This window comes from Microbacterium sp. B19(2022) (assembly GCF_012030385.1).
GTDB classification, from domain to species: Bacteria; Actinomycetota; Actinomycetes; order Actinomycetales; family Microbacteriaceae; genus Microbacterium; species Microbacterium oxydans_B.
Genome location: NZ_JAAUVO010000007.1, coordinates 59,767 through 83,064, shown reverse-complemented (window position 1 = coordinate 83,064; position 23,298 = coordinate 59,767). Strand labels below are relative to the sequence as shown.

24 protein-coding genes are annotated in these 23,298 nt (G+C 66.4%); 13 read left to right on the top strand and 11 right to left on the bottom strand.

Annotated elements, in window-relative coordinates:
• Positions 1 to 10 precede the first annotated feature (10 nt).
• From HCX50_RS08110 to drt3b, 4 genes are all read left to right on the top strand, one after another.
• Positions 11 to 346, top strand: a complete 336-nt coding sequence (locus HCX50_RS08110; RefSeq protein WP_167633700.1) for a nucleotide pyrophosphohydrolase — start codon at positions 11 to 13, stop codon at positions 344 to 346.
• A complete protein-coding gene (locus tag HCX50_RS08105; RefSeq protein WP_167633698.1) occupies positions 343 to 2,091 on the top strand; it encodes a DNA/RNA helicase domain-containing protein in 1,749 nt (582 codons plus the stop codon). Before HCX50_RS08110 ends, HCX50_RS08105 begins: the two co-directional genes overlap by 4 nt.
• 72 nt (positions 2,092 to 2,163) lie before the next feature.
• Positions 2,164 to 3,549, top strand: a complete 1,386-nt coding sequence (gene drt3a, locus HCX50_RS08100) for an antiviral reverse transcriptase Drt3a (RefSeq protein ID WP_167633696.1) — start codon at positions 2,164 to 2,166, stop codon at positions 3,547 to 3,549.
• Positions 3,542 to 5,584, top strand: a complete 2,043-nt coding sequence (drt3b, locus tag HCX50_RS08095; RefSeq protein WP_167633694.1) for an antiviral reverse transcriptase Drt3b — start codon at positions 3,542 to 3,544, stop codon at positions 5,582 to 5,584. The genes drt3a and drt3b overlap by 8 nt, the downstream gene beginning before the upstream one ends.
• 148 nt (positions 5,585 to 5,732) lie before the next feature.
• On the opposite strand, the gene HCX50_RS08090 is transcribed toward drt3b, so the two are convergent.
• Positions 5,733 to 6,341, bottom strand: coding sequence for a MerR family transcriptional regulator (locus HCX50_RS08090; RefSeq protein WP_167633692.1), 609 nt, complete (start codon positions 6,339 to 6,341; stop codon positions 5,733 to 5,735).
• A gap of 70 nt (positions 6,342 to 6,411) precedes the next feature.
• On the opposite strand from HCX50_RS08090, the gene HCX50_RS08085 reads away from it, so the two are divergent.
• Positions 6,412 to 6,921, top strand: a complete 510-nt coding sequence (locus HCX50_RS08085; protein ID WP_167633690.1) for a DUF4188 domain-containing protein — start codon at positions 6,412 to 6,414, stop codon at positions 6,919 to 6,921.
• 64 nt (positions 6,922 to 6,985) lie between these two features.
• Entirely contained in the window at positions 6,986 to 7,924 is a 939-nt protein-coding gene (locus HCX50_RS08080) for a hypothetical protein (protein WP_167633688.1), read from the top strand.
• A gap of 86 nt (positions 7,925 to 8,010) precedes the next feature.
• Here the strand turns inward: HCX50_RS08080 and HCX50_RS08075 are convergent, their stop codons facing one another.
• Positions 8,011 to 8,169, bottom strand: a complete 159-nt coding sequence (locus HCX50_RS08075) for a hypothetical protein (RefSeq protein ID WP_167633686.1) — start codon at positions 8,167 to 8,169, stop codon at positions 8,011 to 8,013.
• Positions 8,170 to 8,215: 46 nt separating this feature from the next.
• Positions 8,216 to 8,578 (bottom strand): hypothetical protein, encoded by a 363-nt coding sequence (locus tag HCX50_RS08070; protein ID WP_167633684.1) that lies wholly within the window; start codon positions 8,576 to 8,578, stop codon positions 8,216 to 8,218.
• 606 nt (positions 8,579 to 9,184) lie between these two features.
• Between HCX50_RS08070 and HCX50_RS08065 the strand changes: the two genes are divergently transcribed.
• Positions 9,185 to 9,394: a hypothetical protein gene (locus HCX50_RS08065; protein WP_167633682.1), complete on the top strand. Its 210-nt coding sequence runs from the start codon at positions 9,185 to 9,187 to the stop codon at positions 9,392 to 9,394.
• A 60-nt stretch (positions 9,395 to 9,454) separates the two neighbouring features.
• Here the strand turns inward: HCX50_RS08065 and HCX50_RS08060 are convergent, their stop codons facing one another.
• Positions 9,455 to 9,976, bottom strand: a complete 522-nt coding sequence (locus tag HCX50_RS08060; protein WP_167633680.1) for a TetR/AcrR family transcriptional regulator — start codon at positions 9,974 to 9,976, stop codon at positions 9,455 to 9,457.
• Positions 9,977 to 10,099: 123 nt separating this feature from the next.
• Between HCX50_RS08060 and HCX50_RS08055 the strand changes: the two genes are divergently transcribed.
• Positions 10,100 to 11,101, top strand: coding sequence for an SDR family NAD(P)-dependent oxidoreductase (locus HCX50_RS08055; protein WP_205828935.1), 1,002 nt, complete (start codon positions 10,100 to 10,102; stop codon positions 11,099 to 11,101).
• A gap of 120 nt (positions 11,102 to 11,221) precedes the next feature.
• Here HCX50_RS08055 and HCX50_RS08050 read toward each other — a convergent pair whose 3' ends face one another.
• Positions 11,222 to 11,515, bottom strand: a complete 294-nt coding sequence (locus HCX50_RS08050; protein WP_167633676.1) for a hypothetical protein — start codon at positions 11,513 to 11,515, stop codon at positions 11,222 to 11,224.
• A gap of 161 nt (positions 11,516 to 11,676) precedes the next feature.
• On the opposite strand from HCX50_RS08050, the gene HCX50_RS08045 reads away from it, so the two are divergent.
• Complete coding sequence (locus HCX50_RS08045) at positions 11,677 to 12,060, top strand: VOC family protein (protein ID WP_167633674.1); 384 nt, start codon at positions 11,677 to 11,679, stop codon at positions 12,058 to 12,060.
• Between the two features lie 15 nt (positions 12,061 to 12,075).
• Here the strand turns inward: HCX50_RS08045 and HCX50_RS08040 are convergent, their stop codons facing one another.
• A complete protein-coding gene (locus tag HCX50_RS08040) occupies positions 12,076 to 14,742 on the bottom strand; it encodes an ATP-binding protein (RefSeq protein ID WP_167633672.1) in 2,667 nt (888 codons plus the stop codon).
• Between the two features lie 75 nt (positions 14,743 to 14,817).
• On the opposite strand from HCX50_RS08040, the gene HCX50_RS08035 reads away from it, so the two are divergent.
• On the top strand, positions 14,818 to 15,648 hold the full coding sequence (locus HCX50_RS08035; RefSeq protein ID WP_167633670.1) for an alpha/beta fold hydrolase: 831 nt from the start codon (positions 14,818 to 14,820) through the stop codon (positions 15,646 to 15,648).
• Here HCX50_RS08035 and HCX50_RS08030 read toward each other — a convergent pair.
• The 5 genes from HCX50_RS08030 to HCX50_RS08010 form a co-directional block, all read right to left on the bottom strand.
• Positions 15,631 to 16,554, bottom strand: coding sequence for a hypothetical protein (locus HCX50_RS08030; RefSeq protein WP_167633668.1), 924 nt, complete (start codon positions 16,552 to 16,554; stop codon positions 15,631 to 15,633). The two genes, HCX50_RS08035 and HCX50_RS08030, sit on opposite strands and share 18 nt — an antisense overlap.
• A 97-nt stretch (positions 16,555 to 16,651) precedes the next feature.
• Positions 16,652 to 16,810: a hypothetical protein gene (locus tag HCX50_RS08025; RefSeq protein ID WP_167381594.1), complete on the bottom strand. Its 159-nt coding sequence runs from the start codon at positions 16,808 to 16,810 to the stop codon at positions 16,652 to 16,654.
• 35 nt (positions 16,811 to 16,845) lie between these two features.
• Entirely contained in the window at positions 16,846 to 17,616 is a 771-nt protein-coding gene (locus HCX50_RS08020) for a 3-keto-5-aminohexanoate cleavage protein (protein ID WP_237682405.1), read from the bottom strand.
• A complete protein-coding gene (locus HCX50_RS08015; protein WP_167633666.1) occupies positions 17,613 to 17,840 on the bottom strand; it encodes a DUF2188 domain-containing protein in 228 nt (75 codons plus the stop codon). Before HCX50_RS08015 ends, HCX50_RS08020 begins: the two co-directional genes overlap by 4 nt.
• Before the next feature lie 95 nt (positions 17,841 to 17,935).
• Positions 17,936 to 19,123 (bottom strand): MalY/PatB family protein, encoded by a 1,188-nt coding sequence (locus HCX50_RS08010; protein ID WP_205828934.1) that lies wholly within the window; start codon positions 19,121 to 19,123, stop codon positions 17,936 to 17,938.
• Positions 19,124 to 19,364: 241 nt separating this feature from the next.
• Between HCX50_RS08010 and HCX50_RS08005 the strand changes: the two genes are divergently transcribed.
• The 3 genes from HCX50_RS08005 (at position 19,365) to HCX50_RS07995 (ending at position 23,208) form a co-directional block, all read left to right on the top strand.
• Positions 19,365 to 20,387 (top strand): LacI family DNA-binding transcriptional regulator, encoded by a 1,023-nt coding sequence (locus HCX50_RS08005; protein ID WP_167633664.1) that lies wholly within the window; start codon positions 19,365 to 19,367, stop codon positions 20,385 to 20,387.
• Positions 20,388 to 20,491: 104 nt separating this feature from the next.
• A complete protein-coding gene (locus HCX50_RS08000) occupies positions 20,492 to 21,373 on the top strand; it encodes an ROK family protein (protein WP_167633662.1) in 882 nt (293 codons plus the stop codon).
• Complete coding sequence (locus tag HCX50_RS07995; protein ID WP_167633660.1) at positions 21,370 to 23,208, top strand: class I mannose-6-phosphate isomerase; 1,839 nt, start codon at positions 21,370 to 21,372, stop codon at positions 23,206 to 23,208. The genes HCX50_RS08000 and HCX50_RS07995 overlap by 4 nt, the downstream gene beginning before the upstream one ends.
• Positions 23,209 to 23,298 lie beyond the last annotated feature (90 nt).

The window sequence follows — 23,298 nt, the reverse complement described above, 5'->3', positions numbered from 1 at the left end:
GCGTCGCATCATGCCGTCGCCGCAGACTCTCGCCGCCCTTCGCGCCTTCGTAGCCGAACGGGACTGGGACCAGTTCCACTCGCCGGAGAACCTCGCCAAGAGCATCTCGATCGAGGCCGGCGAACTCCTCGAGTGCTTCCAGTGGTCCGCTGACTTCGACCAAGAACAGGTCGAAGCGGAGCTCGCAGATGTTGTCACCTACTGCATCCACCTCGCGAACAAGATCGGCGTTGATCTCGACGAGATCGTCATGAAGAAGTTGGAGTCGACGAAGGCGAAGTATCCGGTGGAGCTCGCCAAGGGCCGGATGACGAAGTACACCAAGCTTTCCGAGGCGCCGGAGTGACAGATTTCAGCATCCAACGCCTTCCTTTCCGCCGTGACGCTGTTGATACGTGGGCGCGCGGCGACACCCGGCACACCAACTGGCCGGTTGTCTATGTGATCGAAGGCGACGCCAAGCGCAGTTCGCCCGGGCTCTACGTAGGTGAGACGGTGAGCGCCGCTACACGGATGCGTCAGCACCTCGCCGGCTCGAAGAAGAACGAGTCCCTTGAATCGATCCGCGTCGTCGTGGATCACACGTTCAACAAGTCAGTCTGTCTCGACCTTGAATCGCATCTCATTCGCTGGTTCTCGGGCGACGGCCAATACCGCATCCTCAATGGCAACGACGGTCTGACAGATGCTCAGTACTACGACCGCGCCCTCTACCGCGAGTCGTTCCGCGATGTATTTGAAGCGCTGCGAGCAGAGGGGCTCTTCTCGCGCAGCATCCCACAGATCGAGAATTCCGACCTCTTCAAGCTGTCGCCCTTCAAAGCTCTTACCGACGACCAAGGCATCGCGATCATGGACATCCTGGAGGGGTTGCTCGAAGACCTCCAGGACCCCGGCGCTCAGTCCACGCTCGTGGTCCAGGGCAACCCGGGAACAGGGAAGACGATCATCGCGATCTTCCTGATGAAGTTGCTCGCCGACATCCGCGATTACGACGACCGCGACGGGGCTGAGCCGGACTCGATGTTCTCGGAGTTCTTCGTCCCCGAGAATCGCGAGCTGCTCAAGTCACTCCGTATGGCGCTCGTGATCCCGCAGCAGTCTCTCCGGATGTCGGTGAAGAAGGTCTTCAAGAAGACGCCCAAGCTCGATGCTGGGATGGTGATGTCGCCCTTCCAACTCGGTGAATCGGACGAGGCTTACGACCTCGTTCTCGTCGACGAGACGCACCGACTCGGGCAGCGAGCCAATCAGGCGTCGGGGGTGCAGAACAAGAAGTTCCGCGAGATCAACGAGGCTCTGTTCGGGAGCGATGACCCTCGCTACACCCAGCTCGACTGGATCAAGGCTCGCAGCAAGCATCAGCTCCTACTCGTCGACGGGGAGCAGAGCGTGCGGCCTCACGACCTTTCTCCGGCGGCACTCAGCGCGGAGATCAGCGGGGCAAAGGAAGCGCATCGTTTCTTCCGTCTGACGACCCAGATGCGCGTGCAGGCTGGCGCCGACTATGTCGAGTTCGTCCGCGCCCTCTTGCGGGATGAAGCGCCATCGCTCCCCGACCTCGGTGAGTATGAACTCCGCCTCTTCGACGACCTCGGAGAGATGCGCGATGCCATCCGCCAGAAGGATGCCGAGGTCGGTCTTTCCCGCCTCGTCGCAGGCTACGCGTGGGATTGGGTCTCGAAGAAGAACCCGGACGCATTCGACATCGAGCTCGATGGCGAGCGAATGCGGTGGAACGGCACGGATAAGGACTGGATCAACTCGAAGGGGTCGCTCGAAGAGGTCGGCTCGATCCACACCGTGCAGGGGTACGACCTGAACTATGCCGGCGTCATCATCGGACCGGACCTCCGCCTCGACCCGGCAACCGGGCGAATCATCGCGGATCGTGAAAGCTATCGGGACAAGAAGGGCAAGGAGAACACCGGGCACCTGAAGGATGCGTTCGGGGACGACGATCTGTTGACGTTCATCCGGAACATCTATGGGGTGCTGCTAACACGTGGGATGCGCGGCACGTCCGTCTATGTGTGTGATCCAGCTCTTCGAGCTCGACTGGCTTCGACTTTGGCCGATGAGGGCAATTGAAGAACCACGAGACTGAGGTTGCCAGTCGAATGGCGCGAGACACGAGTCAGACTGAGGATGAAGAGAAGACACATGGCACGTCACCTTGAATATACCGCGGCCAGCTTCTTCAGAATTGCGACGCTGGAGGCACGGCGTGGGCACTCGGACCCCGGTCGCATGTTCGCCTCAGTCAGCAAGATCATCAACGAGCTACGCACACTTCATTCGATTCGGAAGAAGACATGCGCTCCGCTATGGAAGTCCAATCCGGAACTTGCTCTAACCGAATACGCAAGTTTCAGGCCAGCGATCGCCGAGAAGCAAAAGGCCAAGCGTGACGCTCTCCAGGCGGAGCTCTCTGTCCTGAGCGACGAGCTGTCGGCCATTTTGGATGAATCAAGTTTTAGTTGGCAGCTAAGTGCGGGCGCGGTTGTCGGCACTCGCCAGACTTACGCCACGACCTCAGACCCATTGCGCTACTTTGCCATGAAACAATTGGAGTCGAATCTAAAGACCGCGCACGGCCTGTCCGCCCCTAATCGAAATCGATTGATAGCGCAGCTCAAAGACGCGCTCGCAGGCAAGCTGCCACGCCATATTCTACGAGTCGATATTCAAGCGTTCTACGAGTCGATCGAGCACACCCGACTGATGAGTCACCTTCGTGAGACACGCGGGCTGTCCAGAACGTCCATCGACCTCATCGAACAGCTCCTCAGAGAATGGTCCAAACTCACATCACGAACAGTCGGTATCCCTACGGGGGTCGGGGTCTCTGCGTACCTTGCAGAGATCTACGCGCGCCAAATTGATGCCTCAATTATTGGCGACCACGGAGTGCATTTCTACGGTCGCTATGTCGACGACATTGTCATTGTCGCGCGGAACAGCCAAGACAGAGACAGAGTTGAAATTCTGATTAACGAGTCGATCGCGCAACTCGGCCTGTCCTTGAGCAATTCAAAGACCCAGCGGATCGACCCAGTGCCCCATGCAGTTCCAAAGAAGGATCCCTTCGATATTTCGACTCCAATCGATTTTCTCGGCTACGCGTTGACCAAGAATGGAGGCGCCGTTCGCACGGAGATGTCACAGCGAGCGATAGATCGATACCTGCACCGATTGGACGCATCTTTCAAGAGGTGGGGTTCGACTTCTTTCGCTAACGCCGGACATGAGGGACTCCTGACGGATCGCGTCCGTTTCCTCACCAGCAACACCAAGCTTGCGAACAGTAAAGGTCGGGCAGTTACCGGCATCTACTTCAACTACCCGCACCTATCACCGGACTCTGTCTCGCTTGCGGACCTCGATACCGCGCTGAATCAGCTGGTCGATACATATCGATCCATGCTCCCGACCCGCGTCCACAACCGGCTGAGCGGGATGTCTTTCGTGAGTGGATTCAATGAGAAGATCTTTAATCGATACAATCAGCATCAATTGAAGCGACTAGTGGCGGTGTGGCGTGGTTAGGACCAACAAGAACAAGGTCTCGTCGCGGGCTGAAAGGGCTCTACTTTCAGACGTGCTGCCTTACGAACTTCCGGTCTCGTTCGACAACGCAGGTTTCGTTGCCCTACTTTCCGAGCTGAAGATTCGAATCAGCGGCAGAACTGTTACTGCTCAGTGGATCGGTGAGTCGACGTCCTCGGTCCTCTCATTGATCTTCGGGGGAGTTGTATCCGTATCGCGCCCCGCTCAGGGTACGTCCGTTACATTTTGCGATCCGCGCCTCGGTCGTGAGCAAGAGTTCCCGCGAACAAAGTCGCTTTCCTTCAACATTGGCAAAAATGCGAGCGGCATACGTTCAGTGTCGATGATGCACCCGCGATCCCAGCTCGCTGTCGTCGATTTTTATGCGCGACACGCCGACTCGATTCTGCACTATACAAAGAGAAGTCCCTTCTCGATCCGGCACGCCTCCGATGTTGCGAGATTCTCAGTGTTCAGGGACGCCGTCTTTTCGAGCAATTTGGATCACGAGCCCACCGGCGTCGAGGAAGACGATAGGGAATATGAGAGACTCCGTTCCTTCTTCACATATGGGGGATATTCACATATCTATAAGTTCCACGAATCGCCGGAAATGAGAACTCTCGAGCGGAAATACGCGCGCCTCGTTCATGTGGACGTGACGAGATGTTTCGACAGCATTTATACCCATGCCATATCTTGGGTGACGAATGGCCTGGAGGACAGCAAGACACGGACGAACAGTACCACCTCGACATTTGGCGGACGCTTTGACAAACTGATGCAGAGCGCCAATGACTTGGAAACTCACGGTATTCTCATCGGCCCGGAAGTCTCCCGGATTTTTGCAGAAGTCATGCTGCAAGAGGTCGACGTGCGCGCCGAACGAGCCCTCCGTTTAAGTAACGATCCTTTGCTTCATCGTCGCGACTACGAGATCCGTAGATTCGTAGACGATTTCTTCATATTCTGCGCCTCAGATGAAGACGCAGCTCGAATAGTGAACGTTCTAAGCGAGGAGCTACGGAAGTTCCGACTTTACCTTAATGACGCCAAGCGAAAGGACCAATTAACACCCCTAGTGTCCGAACGCTCCATAGCAAAGTACAAGTTCAAGTTGTCGATTCGTAGACTCATCACGGCGGAGGTCGGAGATGGCGATCCGGGAAACCTCCCCATCCTCGTCACGTCCACCGAGGCACTACTGCTGGAGTATAAGGATGCCCTCCTCAGCACGGGACTGAGCCACGGCGATCTAGCAAACTATGCCCTTGTACAGGTCGAGTTCGCTTTCGAACGCGCGCTGCGCCGCTGGCAGTCGATAGCAACGGACGAAGACGCCCCAGAACACCGACCCCGGCAGGCGGACTGGATCGGCGTCGCACGCTTTCTCACCAACACGATCGATGTTGCGGTCTCGCTGTTCGCCGGGGGCGTTGCTGCGTCTCACAGCGTCAAACTGGCTCGCATCGCCCACACAGCGCTCCGCTTCATGTCTGTCGCCGGAATGCCGAGGGCGATGCGTGCGGTCGTGGAATCTAAGATCGCCGAGGAGCTCTCTCGTCAGATACATCGACCGCCCGCCACTTCAGGCGCACCGATGCACTCTCTCATCCTCCTCGATGCCCTCGCGTCCATGCACGAAGACGGTGGTGTTTCAGCGCCGGAACTACGGAAGTTGCTCAACTTGAAGGAGAGCTCGCCAGACGCGATCGCGCTTCTGACGACGCTTCGCTATTGTCGACGACGACCGGATCTCGACGACCTTCGCGCTGAACTCGAAGATCTAGCCATCGAGTCGGCTAGTTTTGCCACGGAGGATGGGACGCCCGAGACCGGGGCTACCCTTCTTGCTTGCGCCCTTCTGGACTCGCCCTTCTTGTTACGGCAGCGAAAGCGTGACCTGGCGCGCAAACTTCGGCTCCCCTCAAACTTCCGGCCGGGTGGCTCGACACCGTGGACTCGCTTCTTCCAATGGGAGGTCGACGACTACTACGACTCGTTGCAGCGCAAGCGCGGTGGCGACGTATATTGATAGATGCGCCCAGCGGTAGCAGCCCGCGCTTGCGGGCCACACACCGGCGTTGCAGAGAAGGACCGCGCGACTCCGCCCGGGGCTTCACTCCGCGTTCGCGTTGGGTGAAGCCCTGGTCCCGCGAAGCGAAGGATGGGAGCCTAGTTCCTCAGCCTCCCCCAAACCTCTCCCCCGAACTAACCTGCTGCGCCACCCGCCGCAACGCCAGCAACAACGGCTCGACCAACACCGACCCCAACACCACGTACCGCACCGCCGCTTCCGCAGACTCCTCCGGCACCCCCGCGATCTCCGCATCCGCGATCCGCCGCATGCTCGCGAGGTACTCCGCCATCGCCGCATCCGGCACGGTGAACCCGACCCGCTCCAACCCCTGCAGCGCCCGCGCGACCGCGTACAACACTGCCTGGTCACACATCCCCGGCTTCCACCCGAGCCCTGCCACAAGAGCCCCAGCGTCCGTCAAGTCCAAGGAATCGTCCACCGGCGGAGTGATCGCCGCATGCGCCATCCCGAGCAGGTTGTGCGCGTTCTCCGGCGGCTCATCGAGCGCGGCCAGCACCCGCCGCGTCTCGGCGATGCTCACCCCCGCATCGAGCAGCGCCCGGATCACCCGCAGCCGCTCCACATGCTTCTCGCCGTACGCGGCCTGAGTCGGAGCACTGCGCTCGCCCTCGGGCAGCAGCCCTTCGCGCAGGTAGTACTTGATCGTCGGCACGGTCACGCCGGTCTGGGCTGACAGTTCGGAAATTCTCATGGCCACCTCTTGACTTCGATAGTAGCGCTATCCATTATGGATAGTGTCGCTATCTAACCAAGGAGTCATCATGTCGAAAGTCGTCACGGGCCGCATGACCCACCGCCACGAGGGCGAGCTCGTCGTGTTCCACATCGGGATGCAGATCAACCGCTGGTGGCGCCCCGACCTGTGGATGCCGGCCTTCTTCGCCATGCCGGGGATGCTGCGCGAACTCAGCACCGACCCCGATTCGGGCATGCTCGGCTACCACCTGCTCTTCGGCTCGGGCGGACCCTACGTCGTGCAGTACTGGTCATCCGTCGACAAGCTCTACGCCTACGCATCCAGCCCGAACCAGCAGCACCGCCCCGCCTGGACCGCCTTCAACCGCGCAGCCCGCAAGGCTCCCGGAGCGGTCGGTGTGTGGCACGAGACCTTCCGCGTCGACACCGCCGAGAGCGTGTACGTCTCGACGAAACCGATGGGGCTGCCGAAGGCGACGGAGCTCGTCGAGGTGGGGAGGCGTCAGGACCGGGCGCAGGCGCGGTTCGCGGAAGGACCTACGAAGGCGCAGCCACATCCGACCACCGCGGGCTGACGGGGAGTGAACGCGCCCGGAAAAGGTCTACCCGGGCACCCCGCGCTCTGCCACCATGAGGGCCATGACCCCCAACGATGCTCCGCCCGCAGTGCCACCCAAAGGCGAACGGACGACGCTCGAGAAGCTCCACGACGGGCTGACGAGCCCGGGTGGACGACTCATCCGGTACATCCTCGTGCTGGTCATCGTCGGGGCCGCCGTGTACTTCTCCCTCGCGGGATGGTTCCAGGTCTGCGAGGTCGTCGAATCGGAGAAGGAAGGACTCACCCGCACCTGTTCGGGACCAGACCTCACGAGCGCCGGCGTGCTCGCAGCCGTCATCTTCGTGTTGCTGCTCCTCTGGCCCGACCTCTCGGAGTTCAGCGCCTTCGGAGTCACGCTGAAGAAGCTGGTTCAGAAGGTCGACGAGAAGATCACGGATACGCGCGACAAGGCGACCCATATTGACGGGACGACGACCGAGACCAAGTCGCGCCTGGAGAGCCTGAGTTCCACCGTCGACAGTCAGGGCGGCGACGTCCGCGCACGCCTCTCCCTCATCCAATCGAACCTGACCCGCCTGAGCGAAAGCGGATGGGGCCGCGAGACCGCACCCCCACGGACCAGCGCGTCACAGTTGACGCCTTCACCACGCTGGGACCAGTTCGACCGCAACAACTTCCTGAACGCGTGCCGCGGACTATCCGGCCCCGACGAGCTCGACGCGGCCATCAGCGAACTGCACGACATGATCGGCGAACCGTGGTGGCCTGACGCTCTCGAGTTCGGCGTCAGCGGCTACACCGCGAGTTTCGAGGGCCTCATCCTCGAACTCCTCCGACGATTCCGGGGACGGTGGGACGACCGCGCCGTGGAAGACCCCCACCGCGCCGCCGAGATCGACGCCATCCTGCGGGCCATCGAGAGGATGCTTCTCGCACTCATCAGCGGCAAGACGGTCGACGACGATTCGATCCACACCGCCGCAGGAGTTCTGGTCCTCCTTCACCGAATCGCCTGAGCCGCATCGAGCGCGAGGGTTCGTCTCCCGCTGCTCGCTCGACGAACGGGATACTCAACCACCGTCTCCCCAGACCCGCCGCCTGCTCATTCCGGAGAGGAACTGGGCGGCCCCGGCTGCTCCGGCCTGCGCCGCAGGAAGAACCGAACGATCCCCCGCACGACGAAGAACACGATCGCCAGGATCACGACGAGAACGACCACGCTGATGAGGAGACCCCACCAGCTGAACATCGACCCGGTCATAGTTCGCGCCCCTCAGGAAAGGCCGAATACGCAACGGCAGATTCGTTCACAGTTCAGGATCCCGCACATTGCGGCCGACTTCGTCAAGGGGCACGCCGCGCCGCACATTGAGCACCGCGATCACGCGGTTCCAGAAGGTCTCGTTTGCGAACGCCGACTCGTTCCTCTTCTCAGCCGCAGCCGCGAGCGTGCTGGTCAGCAAGGAAACCATGGCGAAGATCGGGCCCATCCACGGTGCGCGCGCCCCGAGAGCGAAGCCCACCACGACGACCACTCCCATGATCAGAAGACCTGGGATGAAGCCCGTCCTCTTATAGGTCGTCAGTGGCGCCCCTCCGAGCACAAGGCCCGCGCTCACGGCCAGAGCAGCAGTCAACACGTACGTCAGAATCGCGCCTTCGATACTCATCGTCACGATCGTCCCCCAATCCATCAGCAGGTCATTGCTCCCTACGGGCGCTCCGCGAAGCTCCGGCCCCGCTAGCGAGGTTCGATCCGACAAAGAAAGCAAGCAGCCCGATCACAAGGTACGCGGGAAGCGCATCTGCGGCTGGGGCATCAAGGCCTCCTGTCCATCCGAACCACGCCAGGAAGCCGAACCACACCGCAATGGGGATGAGTGCGAGAACAGTGCCTGCCCTCCGCCCCGCTCGTCCAGCCAAGGCTCCCCAGAGGAGAAGAGCTACTCCTACCGCGACGTAGAGCATGGCTTCGGGCTCAGCAGTTCCGTACCCGGACGGCCCACCGACGCCGACCGCGCACTGGACCGAAATGCATCCGCGGGCTCCGAAGTCGCCTGCTCACCTTCATGCGACCAATCAAAGCATACATATGAGGACAGTCCGATATGCTTCGTCTGCGGCGGATCCAGGGGCACCACCATCGCGTCGCTGAGCACTCGGGACAGCGATAACGTCTTAACGGTTAGGGCGGGGTCGATCAACGAAGGAGTAGCAATGACGATTTTCGAACCTTCCACGACCGGGGAATGCGCAGCGAAGGCGATGGTCTCGTGATGACTCAGCGCGTCCGCGGCACGGCGCGTGAGCGTGCGGTCGTCGTGGCAATGATCCTCGTCGGCGGGGCGCTGCCAGTCGCCGCCAACGCGCCCCTGTTCCAGGACGTCGTGTGGGTGTTCTGGCTCGCAGGCCTCGTGCTCATGCTCGGCGCGCTGACTCTGGTGCTGCGCATCATCTGGCGCGAACGACGCTCCCGCGAATCCTAATTCCGGATCCCAGAACCCGTCCCGCCCACTCACTCAGTGGCGGGGCGGGTCACCGTCCGCCTACCCCGCAATCCCCCGCAACAACCGCACCACCGTCTCCTCGACCCGCTCTGCACTCAACGGCTGTCCGATCAACGCGAAGTACGACGCCATCGCGATGAACTGGTCCGCGATAGCGGCAGCGTCCACGTCCGCCCGCACATCCCCGTCGGCACGCCCGCGCGACACTCGCTCGGCGACCCACTCGCGGATCGGCGCGGCCAGCCGCTCGTTCAAGATCAACCCCAACTCGGGATCGGCCGCCGTCACCTCGATGAGCGCCCGCGCCAGCGCCACTCCCTCGGGCCGAGCCAACCCGGCGGACATCGCCGAGAACCACGCCCGCAGATCCGCCCCGAGGTCGGCCGTCATCGGCACCGCGACATCCGCCCCTGGCACTGATCCCTCGAGCAGCGCCTCGCCAAGGATCGCGGCCTTCGACGGCCACCACCGGTAGATCGTCTGCTTCGACACCTCCGCAGACTCGGCGAGACCCTCGATCGTCACGGCCTCGTACCCGTCTGCGGCGAGCGCGCGCCGCATCGCCTCCAGCACGGATTGACGGGCTTTTTCACTACGAGGACGGGGCACCTTTCGAGCGTACTCAGGCGTACACTGGAATATAAGTAGACGCACCGTTGCGAAACTCGAACAAGGAGAATGAGCATGGCCCTCACCGCACACTCCACCATCGGCGACTGGATGAACGACCCGACCGGCGGGCCCCTCATCCGCGCACTCTTCGAGCAGACCGGCGCCGACCCCGAACTCCTCACCCCCGTGCTGGGCCTGCCCCTGCAGCAGCTCGTCGCGATGAGCCAGGGCCAGCTCCCGCAGTCGGTGGTCGACGACCTGGTGCGCGCGGCCAACGGCGGCGAGATCCCCGAAGACGACGAGTCCGCGGGCTGGAACGAGAAGGTCACCTCCGGCCGCTTCGCCGGCAAGACCGTCATCGTCACGGGCGCCGCCTCCGGCATCGGCAAGGCCACCGCCTCGCGCATCGCCCGCGAAGGCGGACGCGTGATCGCCAGCGACATCGCCGCCGAGAAGCTCGACGCCCTCAAGGCCGAGCTCCCGGATGCCGACATCGTCACGGTCGCCGGCGACCTCACGAAGCAGGACGCGATCGACGCCGTCATCGCCGCCGCGGGCGACCGCATCGACGGCCTCGCGAACGTCGCCGGCATCAACGACGACTTCTCCCCCGCGGGCGAGACCCCGGATGCCGTCTGGGACCGCGTCATCGCGATCAACCTCACCGCCCCGTTCAAGCTCATGCGCGCGGTCATCCCCGTCATGGAGGCCGCCGGTCGCGGCGCTATCCTCAACGTCTCGAGCGAAGCGGGCCTGCGCGGAAACTCCTCCGGCAACGCCTACACGGCCAGCAAGCACGGCATCATCGGCGTCACCAAGTCGGCCGCCTTCATGTACGGGCCGAAGGGTATCCGCGTGAACTCCGTCGCCCCGGGCGGCGTCGCCACCGGCATCCCGATGCCCCCGAACATGTCCGAGTACGGCTCCGGCCGCCTGGCTCCGTTCCAGCAGGCGATCCCGACCGTCGCGACGGCCGAGCACCTGGCGGCATCCATCACGTTCCTGCTGTCGGACGATGCCGTGAACATCAACGGCGCCATCCTCGCCTCCGACGGCGGATGGTCGGTGCAGTAACCCGCACCCGCGAAACCAACGCCCCCGCCGACCCGAACGGCGGGGGCGTTTCGCGTTCCGAGGCAGGCTCTTTCGGCACGCCCCGACGACTGCCGTGCCCGCCTCGCGGCGGAGCGATGTCTACGAGTAGGTCAAGCCGAAGAAGGTGGACCCGAGCATGAGGGTCAGGACGGCGACGATCGCGCTGACGGCTCTCACCCACGCCGTTCCGCGGCGCACGGCGACCACACCGGAGAGGACCGCAGCGATCATCGTCGCGAAACTCAGGTAGCGGATGGTGAGATCCGGCAGTGCCGCCGCTGTCGCGATGCCCGCAAGAAGTGCGAGAACGGCGGCGACCGCAGGGACCACGAGGCGACTCACCACGTGCGGTCGGGTGCGGATGACCCCACTCCTCTGCCCTGAGACGCTCATGCTCGCTCCCCCCATCAGCCTGACAATCGACGCGGCCAGGATCCCATGTCGTCGGCGCGGTGGCAACAGGCGGTCATGGTGGGACGCCGAGGACTCCGCACCCTATCGACCCGGATACAAGGGGACTGAGGCCCGCACTCGGCGCCCCTACACTCGACCGCATGCTGAAGCTCGCATCGATCGTGATCCGCGTGAACGATCTCCCCGCACAATCCCGCTTCTGGAAGGCCGCCCTCGACTACGTCGAACGCGACCCGGCGGAAGACGACTGGGTCGTGCTGAAACCCCGCGACGCCGACGCTCCCTGCATCGCCCTCGACGCGCACCACTCCGAACGCGTGCTGCCGCCGCGCATCCACCTCGACATCTACGCCGAGGATCAGGCGGCTGAAGTGCGCCGCCTCACTGAGCTGGGCGCCCGCGAGGTGCACTGGGACAACCTGCCGGTCGACGCGGACTACGTGATCATGGAAGACCCGGAAGGCAACCGGTTCTGCATCGTCGACCGCCCCGACTGGTCGGGATGGGAACGCGCGCGCGACTGACAGCCGCTCACTGCCTCACACCCGGACGAGCGTCTCCGCCATCTCGACCAACTCGTCCATCTCGCAGAGCAGCCCCGAGGCATACGCCCGCCGCCACTCCTCCGCCGTGAGTCCCTCGCGCACCCGGCGGCGATACAGCTCGAAGTCGGCAGGCTCGTTCGCCCGCGGGTCGAAGCCATAACGCCTGCCGATGGCATCGACCGCTCCGATGATGCGGGCTCCCGTCGCATCTGCACCGAGCGCGGCCGCCGCCCCCGCAGCAACCGACACGGCGATCAGGAGCGACACCGGATCACCACCGGTCGCGCTCCGCCGCACCGCGGGCAATAGCGTGGCCATCGCCGCCGCCCCCTGACGCAGGTCGAGCTGAACCTTCGCGGCCACCACCGGAGCCATGAGCATGACCCACTCGTGACCGCATCGCGACGCGAGCGCCCCGGCACGACCCAGCAACTCGATCGCCTCCCGCGATCGCCCCGACGCCCGCTGCACTTGACCGGTGATGAGCAGGATCATCGCCGCCGCCGCATCCGGCATCTCATCGACGTCGGCGAGCGCGACCGCCACCTGGGCCACCGGGTCACCCGCTGGCTCCGGACTGAGCGTGAAGAGGTAGGCGGAGAACGCCGCGGCGAGTCCCCGCAGCGCACGATCTCCGGAAGCTTCCGCCGGGATCCGCGCAGCCGAGATCCACGTCGCCGCCTCGGACATCTGACCCAGTTGATACGCGAGGAACCCCCTCGTGAGACTCAGCGCCGCCTCGAGGGAAGGAGCGGCTGACAGCGCCGACGCCCGGCGCACCATCTCGAGCAGCTCCTGCTGCCTCCCCGCCCGCACGCCGAACCAGAGCAGACCCCCGGCAATGGTCGCCGCGGTCTCCCCGTCGTCGGCGAGCACCGCGGAGTCGAACGCGGCCACGACATCCGGCCACTCGATCCGCAGCCGAGAGATCACCGCCCCGGATCCCTCGGCCGTCAGAGCGACGGATGCCTCCGCAGCCTGCGACGCGAACCATGCGCGATGCCGCCGATGCCACTCCTCGTCCAGAGGCTCCCCGCCCACGGCGGCCCGCCGGATGAGCGGAGACACGCGGAAGACCGGCTCCGCCTCTCCCTCCTCCGCCGAGACGAGCGAGAAGGCCACGAGCTGATCGAGGTCGCGATCACGCGGCCTCTCCCCGCACACGGCCGCGGCGGCACCGCGGGTGAACGGCGCCGCGAACCCGGCGAGGCAGCGCAGAGTGTCGTGCTGCTCGCTCGTCAGGAGCGCCAGTGACGACCGCAGGGCCGCGGCCAACCGCGGTTCGCCGGCCTCCTCCGACCGGTCGATCTCGCGCAGCATCGAATCGCCGACCTCGGCGAGCGGCATCACGGCGGTCCGCGCGGCCGCCAGCTCGATCGCCAGCGGCAGCCGGCCCAGCATGTCGACGAGCCGGACGATCGTGACGGCATCCGCCGCGCGCGCCGCCGGAGGGAGCCTCGTCTCGAACAGCTCGTGCGCGTCCGCCGCGGGCAGAGGATCGACCCGCAACACACTCTCGCCGGGAACGCCGAGTGTCCGCCGCGACGTCGACAGCACGGCGAGTCCGCGCGCCCGCGCGAGTACGGCCACAGCGACGGCTGCCACCTCGGCGCTTGCCCCCTCCGCCCCGTCGATCACGAGGATGCCGCGCCGGTCGGCCAGATGCTCAGCGATCGCCTCCGGCGCCGCATCCGGGGCACCGACGGCAGACGCGATCACCTCGGCGACGGTCGCATCCGGTTCGCCTCCGACATCGACACCAACGCCGACGTTCACGAACCAGATGTGGTCCTCGCCGGCGACCGCATCACTGCCCAGCCAGTCGACCGCGAGCCTCGTCTTGCCCACGCCCGCTGCGCCCGTCAGCGTGACGAGGCGCGCGACATCGAGCGCGGCCGTCAGCGCCGCACGCTCCTCCCGACGCCCCACCATCGGCGCGATCGGCGCCGGCACACCGAACATACGGCCTGCGGGCACCGCGGCATTCGACACCGGGTGAGCTCCACGGCTGCGATCACGCTCCGACACGGCACCTCCGCCCAGGCGCGCCAGCGCTCGATCCCCCGCGTCGGCCCGCGCCCGCGCCGTGTGCAGCAACGCCAGAACGTCGTCGTCATCGGGATGCGCCGCGCGCAGACCCTGCAGCGTCACCAGCGCACGCGCGTTGTCGCCGGCAGCCAGGTCGGCACGAACACCGAGCAGCCGAACCCTGTCGACGACACTCCGCACCCGCGCGCGAGCGAGAGCGGCGAAGGGCGGATCGCCGATCCCCTGCAGCGGCGCGTCCCGCCACCGCAGCAGCAGCGATCGCACCTCTTCGGAGTCGGGCGGGGAGGCCCCGGCCAGGACATTCCCCAACGCCCAGAGGTCGACATCCATCCCAAGATCGTCGACGAGACGATAGCCGCCCCGCCCGCCCTCGAGCCACAGGCCGAGAGGCGTCGAACGCAGGCGCGACATGTACGCCCTCGCGGTCATCCGCGCCTGCGCGGGCGGCTCGGCCCACAGGTCATCGATCAGGTCGTCCAGAGCGACCGGCGCGCCGCGCTCGAGAGCGAGCCGAGCGATCAGGCCGCGAGGAAGCGGCCCGCCAATCTCGATTCGGGTGCCGTCGACGGATACGTCGATCCGGTCGAGAAGCTGCACGCGCGCGGTGGCCACAGCCGATCATTGCACGAACGTTGCAATCGGTCGAGACCCCGGATCGCGGACGGGTGCGACCCCCAGGCTGGAGACATGAATCACACAGATGCCCCTGTTCAGACCCGGTTCCGCACCTCGCTCGGCGACATCGCAGCGACCGTCATGGGCAGTGGCCCCTATGCGGTTCTCTGGCACGGCATGTTCGTCGACGGCGACTCCTGGGGTTCGGTCGTCGAGGCACTCGCTCCGCACCGGACGCTCGTCGTGCTCGACGGCCCCGGTTACGGCGCGAGCACCCCGTTGTCACGGGTGAGTTCGATCGAGGAGTGCGCGGAAGCCGGCGCGCAGATCATCGAGCAGCTCGGGGGAGACGGACGCGTCGACTGGGTGGGTGCGGCCTGGGGTGGTCACGTGGGGATGACCATGGCCGCGCTCTTCCCGGACACCGTCCGCTCACTGGTCGCGGTGAGCTCGCCGGTGGAGCCGATCGACCCGGTGTTCCGGATCAAGCTCATCATCGCCAACCAGATCCTGGCCCACTTCGGACCCATCGCCCACCTCCGGCACGTGATCCACGATGCCCAGCTGATCCCGCCGCACGCGAAGGACCGGTCGATGACCGACGTGATCGACCGCGCCTTGAGGCGCGCACCGCGGCGCAGCATCGCCGCCACCGTCACCTCGTTCATCATCAACCGCGGCGACGCCTCGCACCGCCTGCCGCGGATCACCGCGCCCACACTGCTCATCACCGGCGACGACCGCGGCGAATGGACGCCCGAGGTGATGGATGCCGCAGCCAGCCGGATCCCCGACGCCAGGACCCTCGTCATCGAAAGCGCGCGCACCCTCGTGCCGGTCGAGCAGCCCGCGGAGCTCGCGGCAGGCATCGTGGAGTTCTGGCAGTCACTGGATGCGCGCTGACTGTGCCGGCGTCCGATCCCGTTCCACGACCATCCGCACCACCGTGCCGACCACGCCGATCACGAGCGCCACGATCACCGGCTGCCACACCTCGGCGAGCACCATCGGGAACACCCCCACCGACGCCCTCATCATCTCGGGAACGTCGCCGTCGAGCACCCGCATGCCGAGTCCGTACTGGATCGCCGTAAACAGCGCCGGTACGACCCACACCGCAAGGAGACCTGCGACCCAGACCACGATCCGCCACGCCGGCCGCACCCCGCACCACACCAGCGCCGCACCGACGACGATCGCCGGCAGCCAGGGCGACAGATAGGGCAGGAACACCGGCGGGAACGCGTCGCCCGTGACGGCCAGGAAACAGCGGCCCACCCAGTTGGCGAACGGCACCGCCGCGAGCACGACACCGAGAGCGACCACTCCGACCGAGCGCCTCGACGTCATCCAGAAGCCGAGCTGCGCCAGGAGCACCGCCGCGATGACACCGCCGAGGAGCCCGGCGAAGTAGAGCGTCACTCGACTGTCACCCCCGCGACCGAGCCCGAGCCCTCCTGCCAGCACAGCGAAACTCTGCACCACCGCGATCACGTGCACGAGCAGCACCCCGAGCGCCGCCGGCCACACGGCGACCGCGCGACGGCGCGCCACGAAATGCACCGCAAACCCGGCGAAGACCCCGCCGAGCAGCAGCACCGAGAAGAGCAGCGTCGCGAAGTACTGACTCAGCGGCAGCAACACGATCGGCATGTCCTCCGGCATCGTCGCCGACGCCCACAGGTTCTGCAGCGGAAGGATGCCGCCGCCGATCAGCCAGGGCAGAATCCCCAGCACACCCCCGCCGACGCCGATCGCGAAAGGCAGGGCGCGAGCGCGCGCATCGACGGGTGGCGATATTTCGGTCATGGGGAGACGTTGGCATACGGATGCCGACGGCCGTGGAAGGCGCGACGAAATCCGCGAGCAGACGACGACGCCCGTCGCCCGTCGATTCGGCCGACGGTCAGACCTGGCCGGGTCGTCCGTCTCGCGCCATCGCCTGTCGATGCGAGGTGAGCGCGGCACGCACGGCCGAGTAGATCACCAGCCACGTGACGAGGATGCCGATGAGGATGAACGCGAGGTTCATGAGGAGGAAGGGGAGGAGCGAGTCGCCGAACATGGCCTCAGGATGCCGCAGTCACGCCGCCCCGGGCGTCAGACTCCCCGCATCCGCTGCACAGCCGCCCGCACCAGCGCCGCATTCCCCGGCGCACTGCTGCCGTCAGGGAGCAGCAGAGTGTCTTCCAAGCCGATCCGCGAATCCAGGCCGAGCTCGACCGCGAGGTCGAACACCGGCCACGTCGAACCCTCCTCACCGTGCAGCAGGACGGGCAGGTCGGGCTCCTCGAGCGACACGTGCGCGATCATCCCCTCGGCGTGCTCGCGCACGGTCTCGGCCGGCTCATCCGGCAACTCGATCAGCACCCGCAGGCTCCGGTCGCGCACGGGCGAACGCTTCCACACCTCGAAGCCCGCCGCATCCCACAACCCCGCCTCGACCGCCACCCCGCGCCGCAGCAACAGGGCCGCCACCTCGTCGGCACCGGATTCATGCCAGTTGACGGATGCGTGGTCGGGCAGCTCCGTCCACGCCTCGATCGCCGCGAGACGACGCTCGACATCGGGCTCGGCCCACTCCCCGGTCGTCACTCCGACCGGCACGCCAGGCGCAGCTTGACGGACAGCCCACACCCACCGCGCCACATCATCGGCGGCCAGGCTGTCGCGTCCGGCCGCATCCTTCGGGTGCACATGCACCTCGCGGGCGCCAGCGGCCACCGCCCGTGCGGCATCGTCGGCGACCACGGCCGGGTCGAGACTCAACCACGGATGCTCCGCCGGATCCCTGGCACCGTTGACGCATGCCTGCAACAGCATCCGTCGCTCGGAACCGGCCGCGCGCGCACCCTCGGACGGCACGCTCATCCGATCAGGTCGCGCGGGTGACGCTCGTACGCGCTCTCATCCTTCGAGGGGCCCTCCTCGGTGCGCACCGTGTGCGCGACCTGGCGCGCCATCGCCGCGCCGCGACCGGCCTTCACCGCCTCGGCCTCGGTCTCGAAGCTCGCGCCCAACGTCTGCGATTCGCCCTCGATGCGGTTGAACCAGATGCCATTGCGATGGAACGTCTCGATATCACCTGCGGCCATGCGGGATCCCTTCTCTCGACTCCCTTTCTACGGCACACGGCCGACAACGGCAGAGCCCCTTGACACCCTCCGCAGAGGTGTCCGACCCGGTCGCCTCAGCCGCCGACGCCGGCCCGCCGCACCGCATCGCCCATCGCCGCGAACGCCTCTTCGAGGATCGGGCGCGGGGTTGCGAACACGACCCGGACGAAGCCCTCCGCACCACGTCCGAGCAGCCGTCCCTCGGTGAGCACGACCCCAGCCTGCTCGCGGAAGAACTCCGCCGGCGGACCGGGGATGCCGAGCGCGCGGGTGTCGATCCAGCCGATGTAGGTGGCATCGGGCACCCGGTACACGGCTCCGGGCAGATGCTCCGCCACGAGTGAGGTGAGCTTCCGCCGCGACCCGTCGAGGTACTCGAGCACGTCCGACAGCCAGGGTTTGCCCTCGCGATACGCGGCCGTCGAGGCCACGACGCCAAGGGTCGACGCCCCGTGCTGCACCGCGAACCCGAACCGCTTGTACAGCTGCTGATCCGCCTCGTTCGAGGTGATCAGCTGCGCGGTCTTCAGCCCCGGGATGTTCCACGCCTTCGACGCGCTCGTGCCGGTGACCGTGTGCGCGGCCGTCGCCTCCGACACCGACGCGTACGGCACGAACGGCGCCCCGTCGTAGCGCAGCGGCGCGTGGATCTCGTCCGCGAACACCCGGCCGCCATGCCGCTCGACGATCGCGGCGATGGCCTCGAGCTCATCGCGCCCGACGATGGTGCCGGTCGGGTTGTGCGGGTTGCAGAGCACGAGCGTCCGCGCCCCCGCGGCGAACGCCTCGTCGATACGCTGCAGGTCGTGCTGCCAGCGTCCGTCGACCTCGACTCCGGGGACCTCGATCACCGGATGCCCGATCGCCGGCAGATATGTCAGGAACGGCATATATGCCGGAGTCGGCACGATCACCGGCGAGCCAGCGGGTGCATACTCCTGCACCGCGACCCCGAGCGCGGCCATCACATCCGAGACCGGATGCACGCGCTCCGGGTCGACAGCCCAGTCGTACTCGCTCCGCATCCATCCCGCAGTTGCCTCCCCCAGCTCCGCGGCCTGCGGCGGTGAGAGGTACCCGAGGTTCTCGTCGTCGACCGCCCGGTGCAGCGCCGCCGCGATCTCGGGCGCGATCCCGAAGTCCATCTCCGCCACCCATGCCCCGATACGACCGGGGTGCAGACTCCACTTGCGGCTTTGCGGCCTGTCGAGGAACAGGCGGGTGCGTTCGTCGAACGGATGCGGGGAGGCGTGTGCGGTCATGGTCGTGGGTTCGCGCCGGCTCAGCCGACAGCGTCCGTACAGGACAGGTGCGGGGCACAGATCTCGGGCACGGGAAACTCCATTCACAGCGGGGTCCGACCAATCTACGGACGCCCCGCCCCGGTCGCACTTCGCGTTTCCATCCGTGACGACGGGCGCGGCATCCCGCGACGGCCCCGCGGATCCCGGAGCCCGCTGGTAACGTTCCCTAGATCGCACGCACGACATCCGGAGGGCAGTGATGAGCGAACGAGCGCGCCGCCCGACCGTGAAAGAGGTCGCGACCCGAGCGGGCGTCAGCCCCATGACCGTCTCGCGCACGCTCTCGGGCGGACTCAACGTCAAGCCCGACGTGCAGCAGCGCGTCATGGAAGCCGTCGCCGAACTCGGCTACCACCGCAACGAGAACGCGCGCAGCATCCGCCCCGGCCACAGCAGCGGACTCATCGGCGTCGCGATCACGAACATCGCCAACCCGTACTACAGCACCTTCGCGCTCGGCGTCGAAGAGGAGGCCGCACTCACCGGCCGCCGCATTCTGCTCGGCAACACGTCGGAGGATGCCGCGCGCGAAGCCGACCTCGTCGGCGACTTCCTCGGCCGCCGCGTCGACGGACTCATCGTCGTGCCCGCCGGCCCCACTTCGGCCCACCTCGCGCACTCGCAGAGCCAGGGCGTGCCCGTCGTCCTCGCCTCCCGTCGCATCGACGGACTCGCGGTCGACAGCGTCGTGCTCGCCGACGACGACGGGGCCTACCGCGGAACGATCGCACTCATCGACCACGGCCACACCCGCATCGGCTACCTCGGCAACGCGCTGTCGATCTTCACCGGCGAGCGTCGGTACGCCGGGTTCGTGCGTGCACTCGAAGAGCGCGGGCTCGCCGTCGACCCGAGCATCGTCGCCGCCAACCAGCAGACCGTCGACCAGGCCCGCGAAGCCACGCGGGCACTGCTCGGCGCCGAGCATCCGCCCACCGCGATCTTCTGCGCCAACAACCGCAACGCCATCGGTGCGCTCAAGGAGATCAGCGCCCAGCTCAATGCCGGATCCCGCGCCGCGGCCGACTTCCCCGAGATCATGAGCTTCGACGACTTCGAGCTCGCCGAGCTGTCGCCCGTGCCGATCAGCGTGATCGACCACGACCCCCGCGAACTGGGCCGCACGGTCACCCGCCTGCTGCTCGACCGCCTCGACGGCGGGGACCGGGATGCGGCGCCGCGCGAGGTCGAACTCCCGGTGTCGCTCCGCTCCGTGCGCTGAGTCCGGAACTCCCCATATCTGGCCGGGTGTTGACACCCCCACACCTCATTGATAACGTTACCAATCATCGACGAGGCGGTCGGACGAGGCGACGAGGAGGCCGGATGGAGCTGTGCATCGATTTCGGGGGCACCGAGATCAAGCTCGCCGTGATCGACGGCACCCGTGTCGTCGCCTCGGGCAGCATCCCCGTGCTCGGCAGCCCGGCCGACCTGGCCGCCGCCGCCACCGAAGCCCGCCGGCTCCTGACCGAGACCACCAGCCCCGCGGATGCCGTGGGCATCGCCGTCCCGGGGGTCGTCGACCCGACCAGCGGACGGATGCTGCACGCCAACGCCAAGTACGACTTCCTCGAGGGGCTCGACCTGAACGTCTGGGCGCTCACCGAGTTCGGCCTCTCCGCGGTGGTCGAGAACGACGCCAGGGCGGCCCTGATCGGCGAGACCTCGACGGGCAGCGCAGCCGGCGAGCGCGACGCCGTGCTCGTGACCCTCGGCACCGGCATCGGCACCGCGGCCATGATCGACGGCATGCCCCTGCGCGGACGCACCGGGCACGCCGGCATCCTCGGCGGACACCTCACGGTCGACCTCGACGGACCGATATGCCCGTGCGGGAACATCGGATGCGGCGAGGCGCTGGCGAGCACCTGGGCGCTCCCCTCCGGCACCACCATGACCGAGGTCTTCACGACCGACGCTCACCCCGAGATCCGCGGCCGCTTCCTGCACGTGTGGGGCGCGGTCGTCACCTCGCTCGTGCACTCGTACGACCCGGCGGTGGTGATCCTGTCCGGCGGGATCCTGCGCGCGGGCGACGCGGTCCGCGCCCCGATCGAGGCCCACGTGCGCGCACACCTCTGGCCCTCGATGACGCCGCCGCACTTCGTCGTCCCGCCCGAGCCCGAACTCTCCGTCGCCCGCGGACTCAGCGTCCTCGCCCGCGCCACGACCATTCACACCGCCACACCGCAGGAGGAACAGTGACCACCCCGATCAGCGACATGCACGAAGGGCACACGACCCGAGGTCGCTACGACACCCAGCCCACCGTGGCGCTCCCCCCGGGCGAGCGCATTCTCCGCGGCACCGAGGGCTGGACCGACGCCGCCGAGCTCGCCGAGGCCTGCGCCCGCGTGACCGGTACCGCCCCCGTGCTGCTGGTGGATGCCTACCCGGGAGTCGACATCCCCGCCCTCACGACCGCGGTGCGCGACGCCCTGCCGGAGTGGACCGTCGTCGACGTCGAGACCGCCGCCCGCCCGGTCGCCGAGGTCGAGCAGCTGATCGCCCCGAACCTCACCGACGACCGCGTCTTCGGCGTGATGAGCCACTTCACCCTGACCGACTTCTACGACGCCGCGAAGCTCGACGCCCTCGCCGGCGGCATCACCCAAAGCCCCACCGTCGTGATCGGCTGGGGTGCCGCGCTCCTCGCCCCGCGCCTCGACGGCGCCTCCGCGACCGTGCTCGTCGACATGGCCCGCTGGGAGATCCAGCTGCGCCAGCGCAAGGGCGCCACGAACTGGCGCGCCGACAACGCCTCGGAAGACAACCTGCGCAAGTACAAGCGCGGCTTCTTCGTCGAGTGGCGCGTCGCCGACCGGCACAAGCGCAGCCTGTTCGACACGGTCGACTTCGTGCTCGACGGCAACGCGATCGCGCCGGCCGAACAGCATCCGGACTCCCCCGAAGCCGGCATGATCACCGGCACCGCATTCCGCCAGGCACTGAAGGATGCCGCGCATCGGCCGTTCCGCGTCGTGCCGTTCTTCGACCCCGGAGTCTGGGGCGGCCAGTGGATGAAGAACCTCATCGGCCTCGACCCCTCGAAGGACAACTACGCGTGGTGCTTCGACTGCGTGCCCGAGGAGAACTCGCTGCTGTTGGAGGGAGAGGGCGGCGTGATCGAGATCCCCGCCCTCGACCTGGTCTTCCGCCGCCCGGTCGACCTGCTCGGCGCGAAGACGTTCTCGCGCTTCGGCGCCGAGTTCCCGATCCGCTTCGACTTCCTCGACACGATGGACGGCGGCAACCTCAGCCTGCAGGTGCACCCGCTGACCGACTACATCCAGAACACCTTCGGCATGCACTACACGCAGGACGAGAGCTACTACATGCTCGACGTCGGCGACGACGCGGTGGTGTACCTGGGCACCAAGGAGGGCATCGACCGCACCGAGATGCTGCAGGATCTGGCGACGGCGCAGGACGGCGAGCATCCGTTCCCCGCCGACAAGTACGTCAACTCGTTCCCGGCCCGCAAGCACGACCACTTCGCGATCCCGGCCGGCACCGTGCACTGCTCGGGCGCGAACTCGATGGTGCTGGAGATCTCGGCGACGCCGTTCATCTTCACCTTCAAGCTCTGGGACTGGGGCCGCGTCGGCCTCGACGGCATCCCCCGCCCCGTGCACCTCGACCACGGCGCCCGCAACATCCAGTGGGACCGCGACACCACGTGGGTCGGCGACAACCTCCTCGGCCAGGTGAAGACCATCCGCACCGAGGGCGACGTGACCGAGGAGAGCACGGGCCTGCACGAGCTCGAGTTCATCGAGGTGCGCCGGCACTGGTTCACCGGCGGCGCCGACCACGACACCGAGGGCACGGTCAACGTGCTCAACCTCGTCGAGGGGGATGAGGTGCGGGTCGTCAGCCCGACAGGTGCCTTCGAGCCCTTCGTCATCCACTACGCCGAGACGTTCATCGTGCCGGCCGCGGTGGGGGCGTACCGGATCGAGCGCACGGAGAACTCGCGCAGCGCCCGCTTCGCGACCGTCAAGGCGTACGTGCGCGGCTCGCGCACGAGCGACAACTGAACACGGAAACCGCACACAGCAACCCGAATGCAGCACCCATCGCGACGGATTCCCGCGGGAATCCCTTGCACCGCACTCATCACCTTGGTA

Excerpts from the sequence above, each read along its gene's own strand:
- HCX50_RS08005 (WP_167633664.1), top strand. The coding sequence starts at position 19,365 with ATGAGCGAACGAGCGCGCCGCCCGACCGTGAAAGAGGTCGCGACCCGA.
- HCX50_RS08030 (WP_167633668.1), bottom strand. The coding sequence starts at position 16,554 with ATGACCGAAATATCGCCACCCGTCGATGCGCGCGCTCGCGCCCTGCCT.
- HCX50_RS08000 (WP_167633662.1), top strand. The coding sequence starts at position 20,492 with ATGGAGCTGTGCATCGATTTCGGGGGCACCGAGATCAAGCTCGCCGTG.
- HCX50_RS08025 (WP_167381594.1), bottom strand. The coding sequence starts at position 16,810 with ATGTTCGGCGACTCGCTCCTCCCCTTCCTCCTCATGAACCTCGCGTTC.
- drt3a (WP_167633696.1), top strand. The coding sequence starts at position 2,164 with ATGGCACGTCACCTTGAATATACCGCGGCCAGCTTCTTCAGAATTGCG.
- HCX50_RS08020 (WP_237682405.1), bottom strand. The coding sequence starts at position 17,616 with ATGAGCGTGCCGTCCGAGGGTGCGCGCGCGGCCGGTTCCGAGCGACGG.
- HCX50_RS08070 (WP_167633684.1), bottom strand. The coding sequence starts at position 8,578 with ATGAGTATCGAAGGCGCGATTCTGACGTACGTGTTGACTGCTGCTCTG.
- HCX50_RS08035 (WP_167633670.1), top strand. The coding sequence starts at position 14,818 with ATGAATCACACAGATGCCCCTGTTCAGACCCGGTTCCGCACCTCGCTC.
- HCX50_RS08090 (WP_167633692.1), bottom strand. The coding sequence starts at position 6,341 with ATGAGAATTTCCGAACTGTCAGCCCAGACCGGCGTGACCGTGCCGACG.
- HCX50_RS08080 (WP_167633688.1), top strand. The coding sequence starts at position 6,986 with ATGACCCCCAACGATGCTCCGCCCGCAGTGCCACCCAAAGGCGAACGG.
- HCX50_RS08065 (WP_167633682.1), top strand. The coding sequence starts at position 9,185 with ATGACTCAGCGCGTCCGCGGCACGGCGCGTGAGCGTGCGGTCGTCGTG.
- HCX50_RS08060 (WP_167633680.1), bottom strand. The coding sequence starts at position 9,976 with ATGCGGCGCGCGCTCGCCGCAGACGGGTACGAGGCCGTGACGATCGAG.
- HCX50_RS08085 (WP_167633690.1), top strand. The coding sequence starts at position 6,412 with ATGTCGAAAGTCGTCACGGGCCGCATGACCCACCGCCACGAGGGCGAG.
- HCX50_RS08050 (WP_167633676.1), bottom strand. The coding sequence starts at position 11,515 with ATGAGCGTCTCAGGGCAGAGGAGTGGGGTCATCCGCACCCGACCGCAC.
- HCX50_RS08015 (WP_167633666.1), bottom strand. The coding sequence starts at position 17,840 with ATGGCCGCAGGTGATATCGAGACGTTCCATCGCAATGGCATCTGGTTC.
- HCX50_RS08010 (WP_205828934.1), bottom strand. The coding sequence starts at position 19,123 with ATGACCGCACACGCCTCCCCGCATCCGTTCGACGAACGCACCCGCCTG.
- HCX50_RS08075 (WP_167633686.1), bottom strand. The coding sequence starts at position 8,169 with ATGACCGGGTCGATGTTCAGCTGGTGGGGTCTCCTCATCAGCGTGGTC.
- HCX50_RS08045 (WP_167633674.1), top strand. The coding sequence starts at position 11,677 with ATGCTGAAGCTCGCATCGATCGTGATCCGCGTGAACGATCTCCCCGCA.
- HCX50_RS08055 (WP_205828935.1), top strand. The coding sequence starts at position 10,100 with ATGGCCCTCACCGCACACTCCACCATCGGCGACTGGATGAACGACCCG.
- HCX50_RS08110 (WP_167633700.1), top strand. The coding sequence starts at position 11 with ATGCCGTCGCCGCAGACTCTCGCCGCCCTTCGCGCCTTCGTAGCCGAA.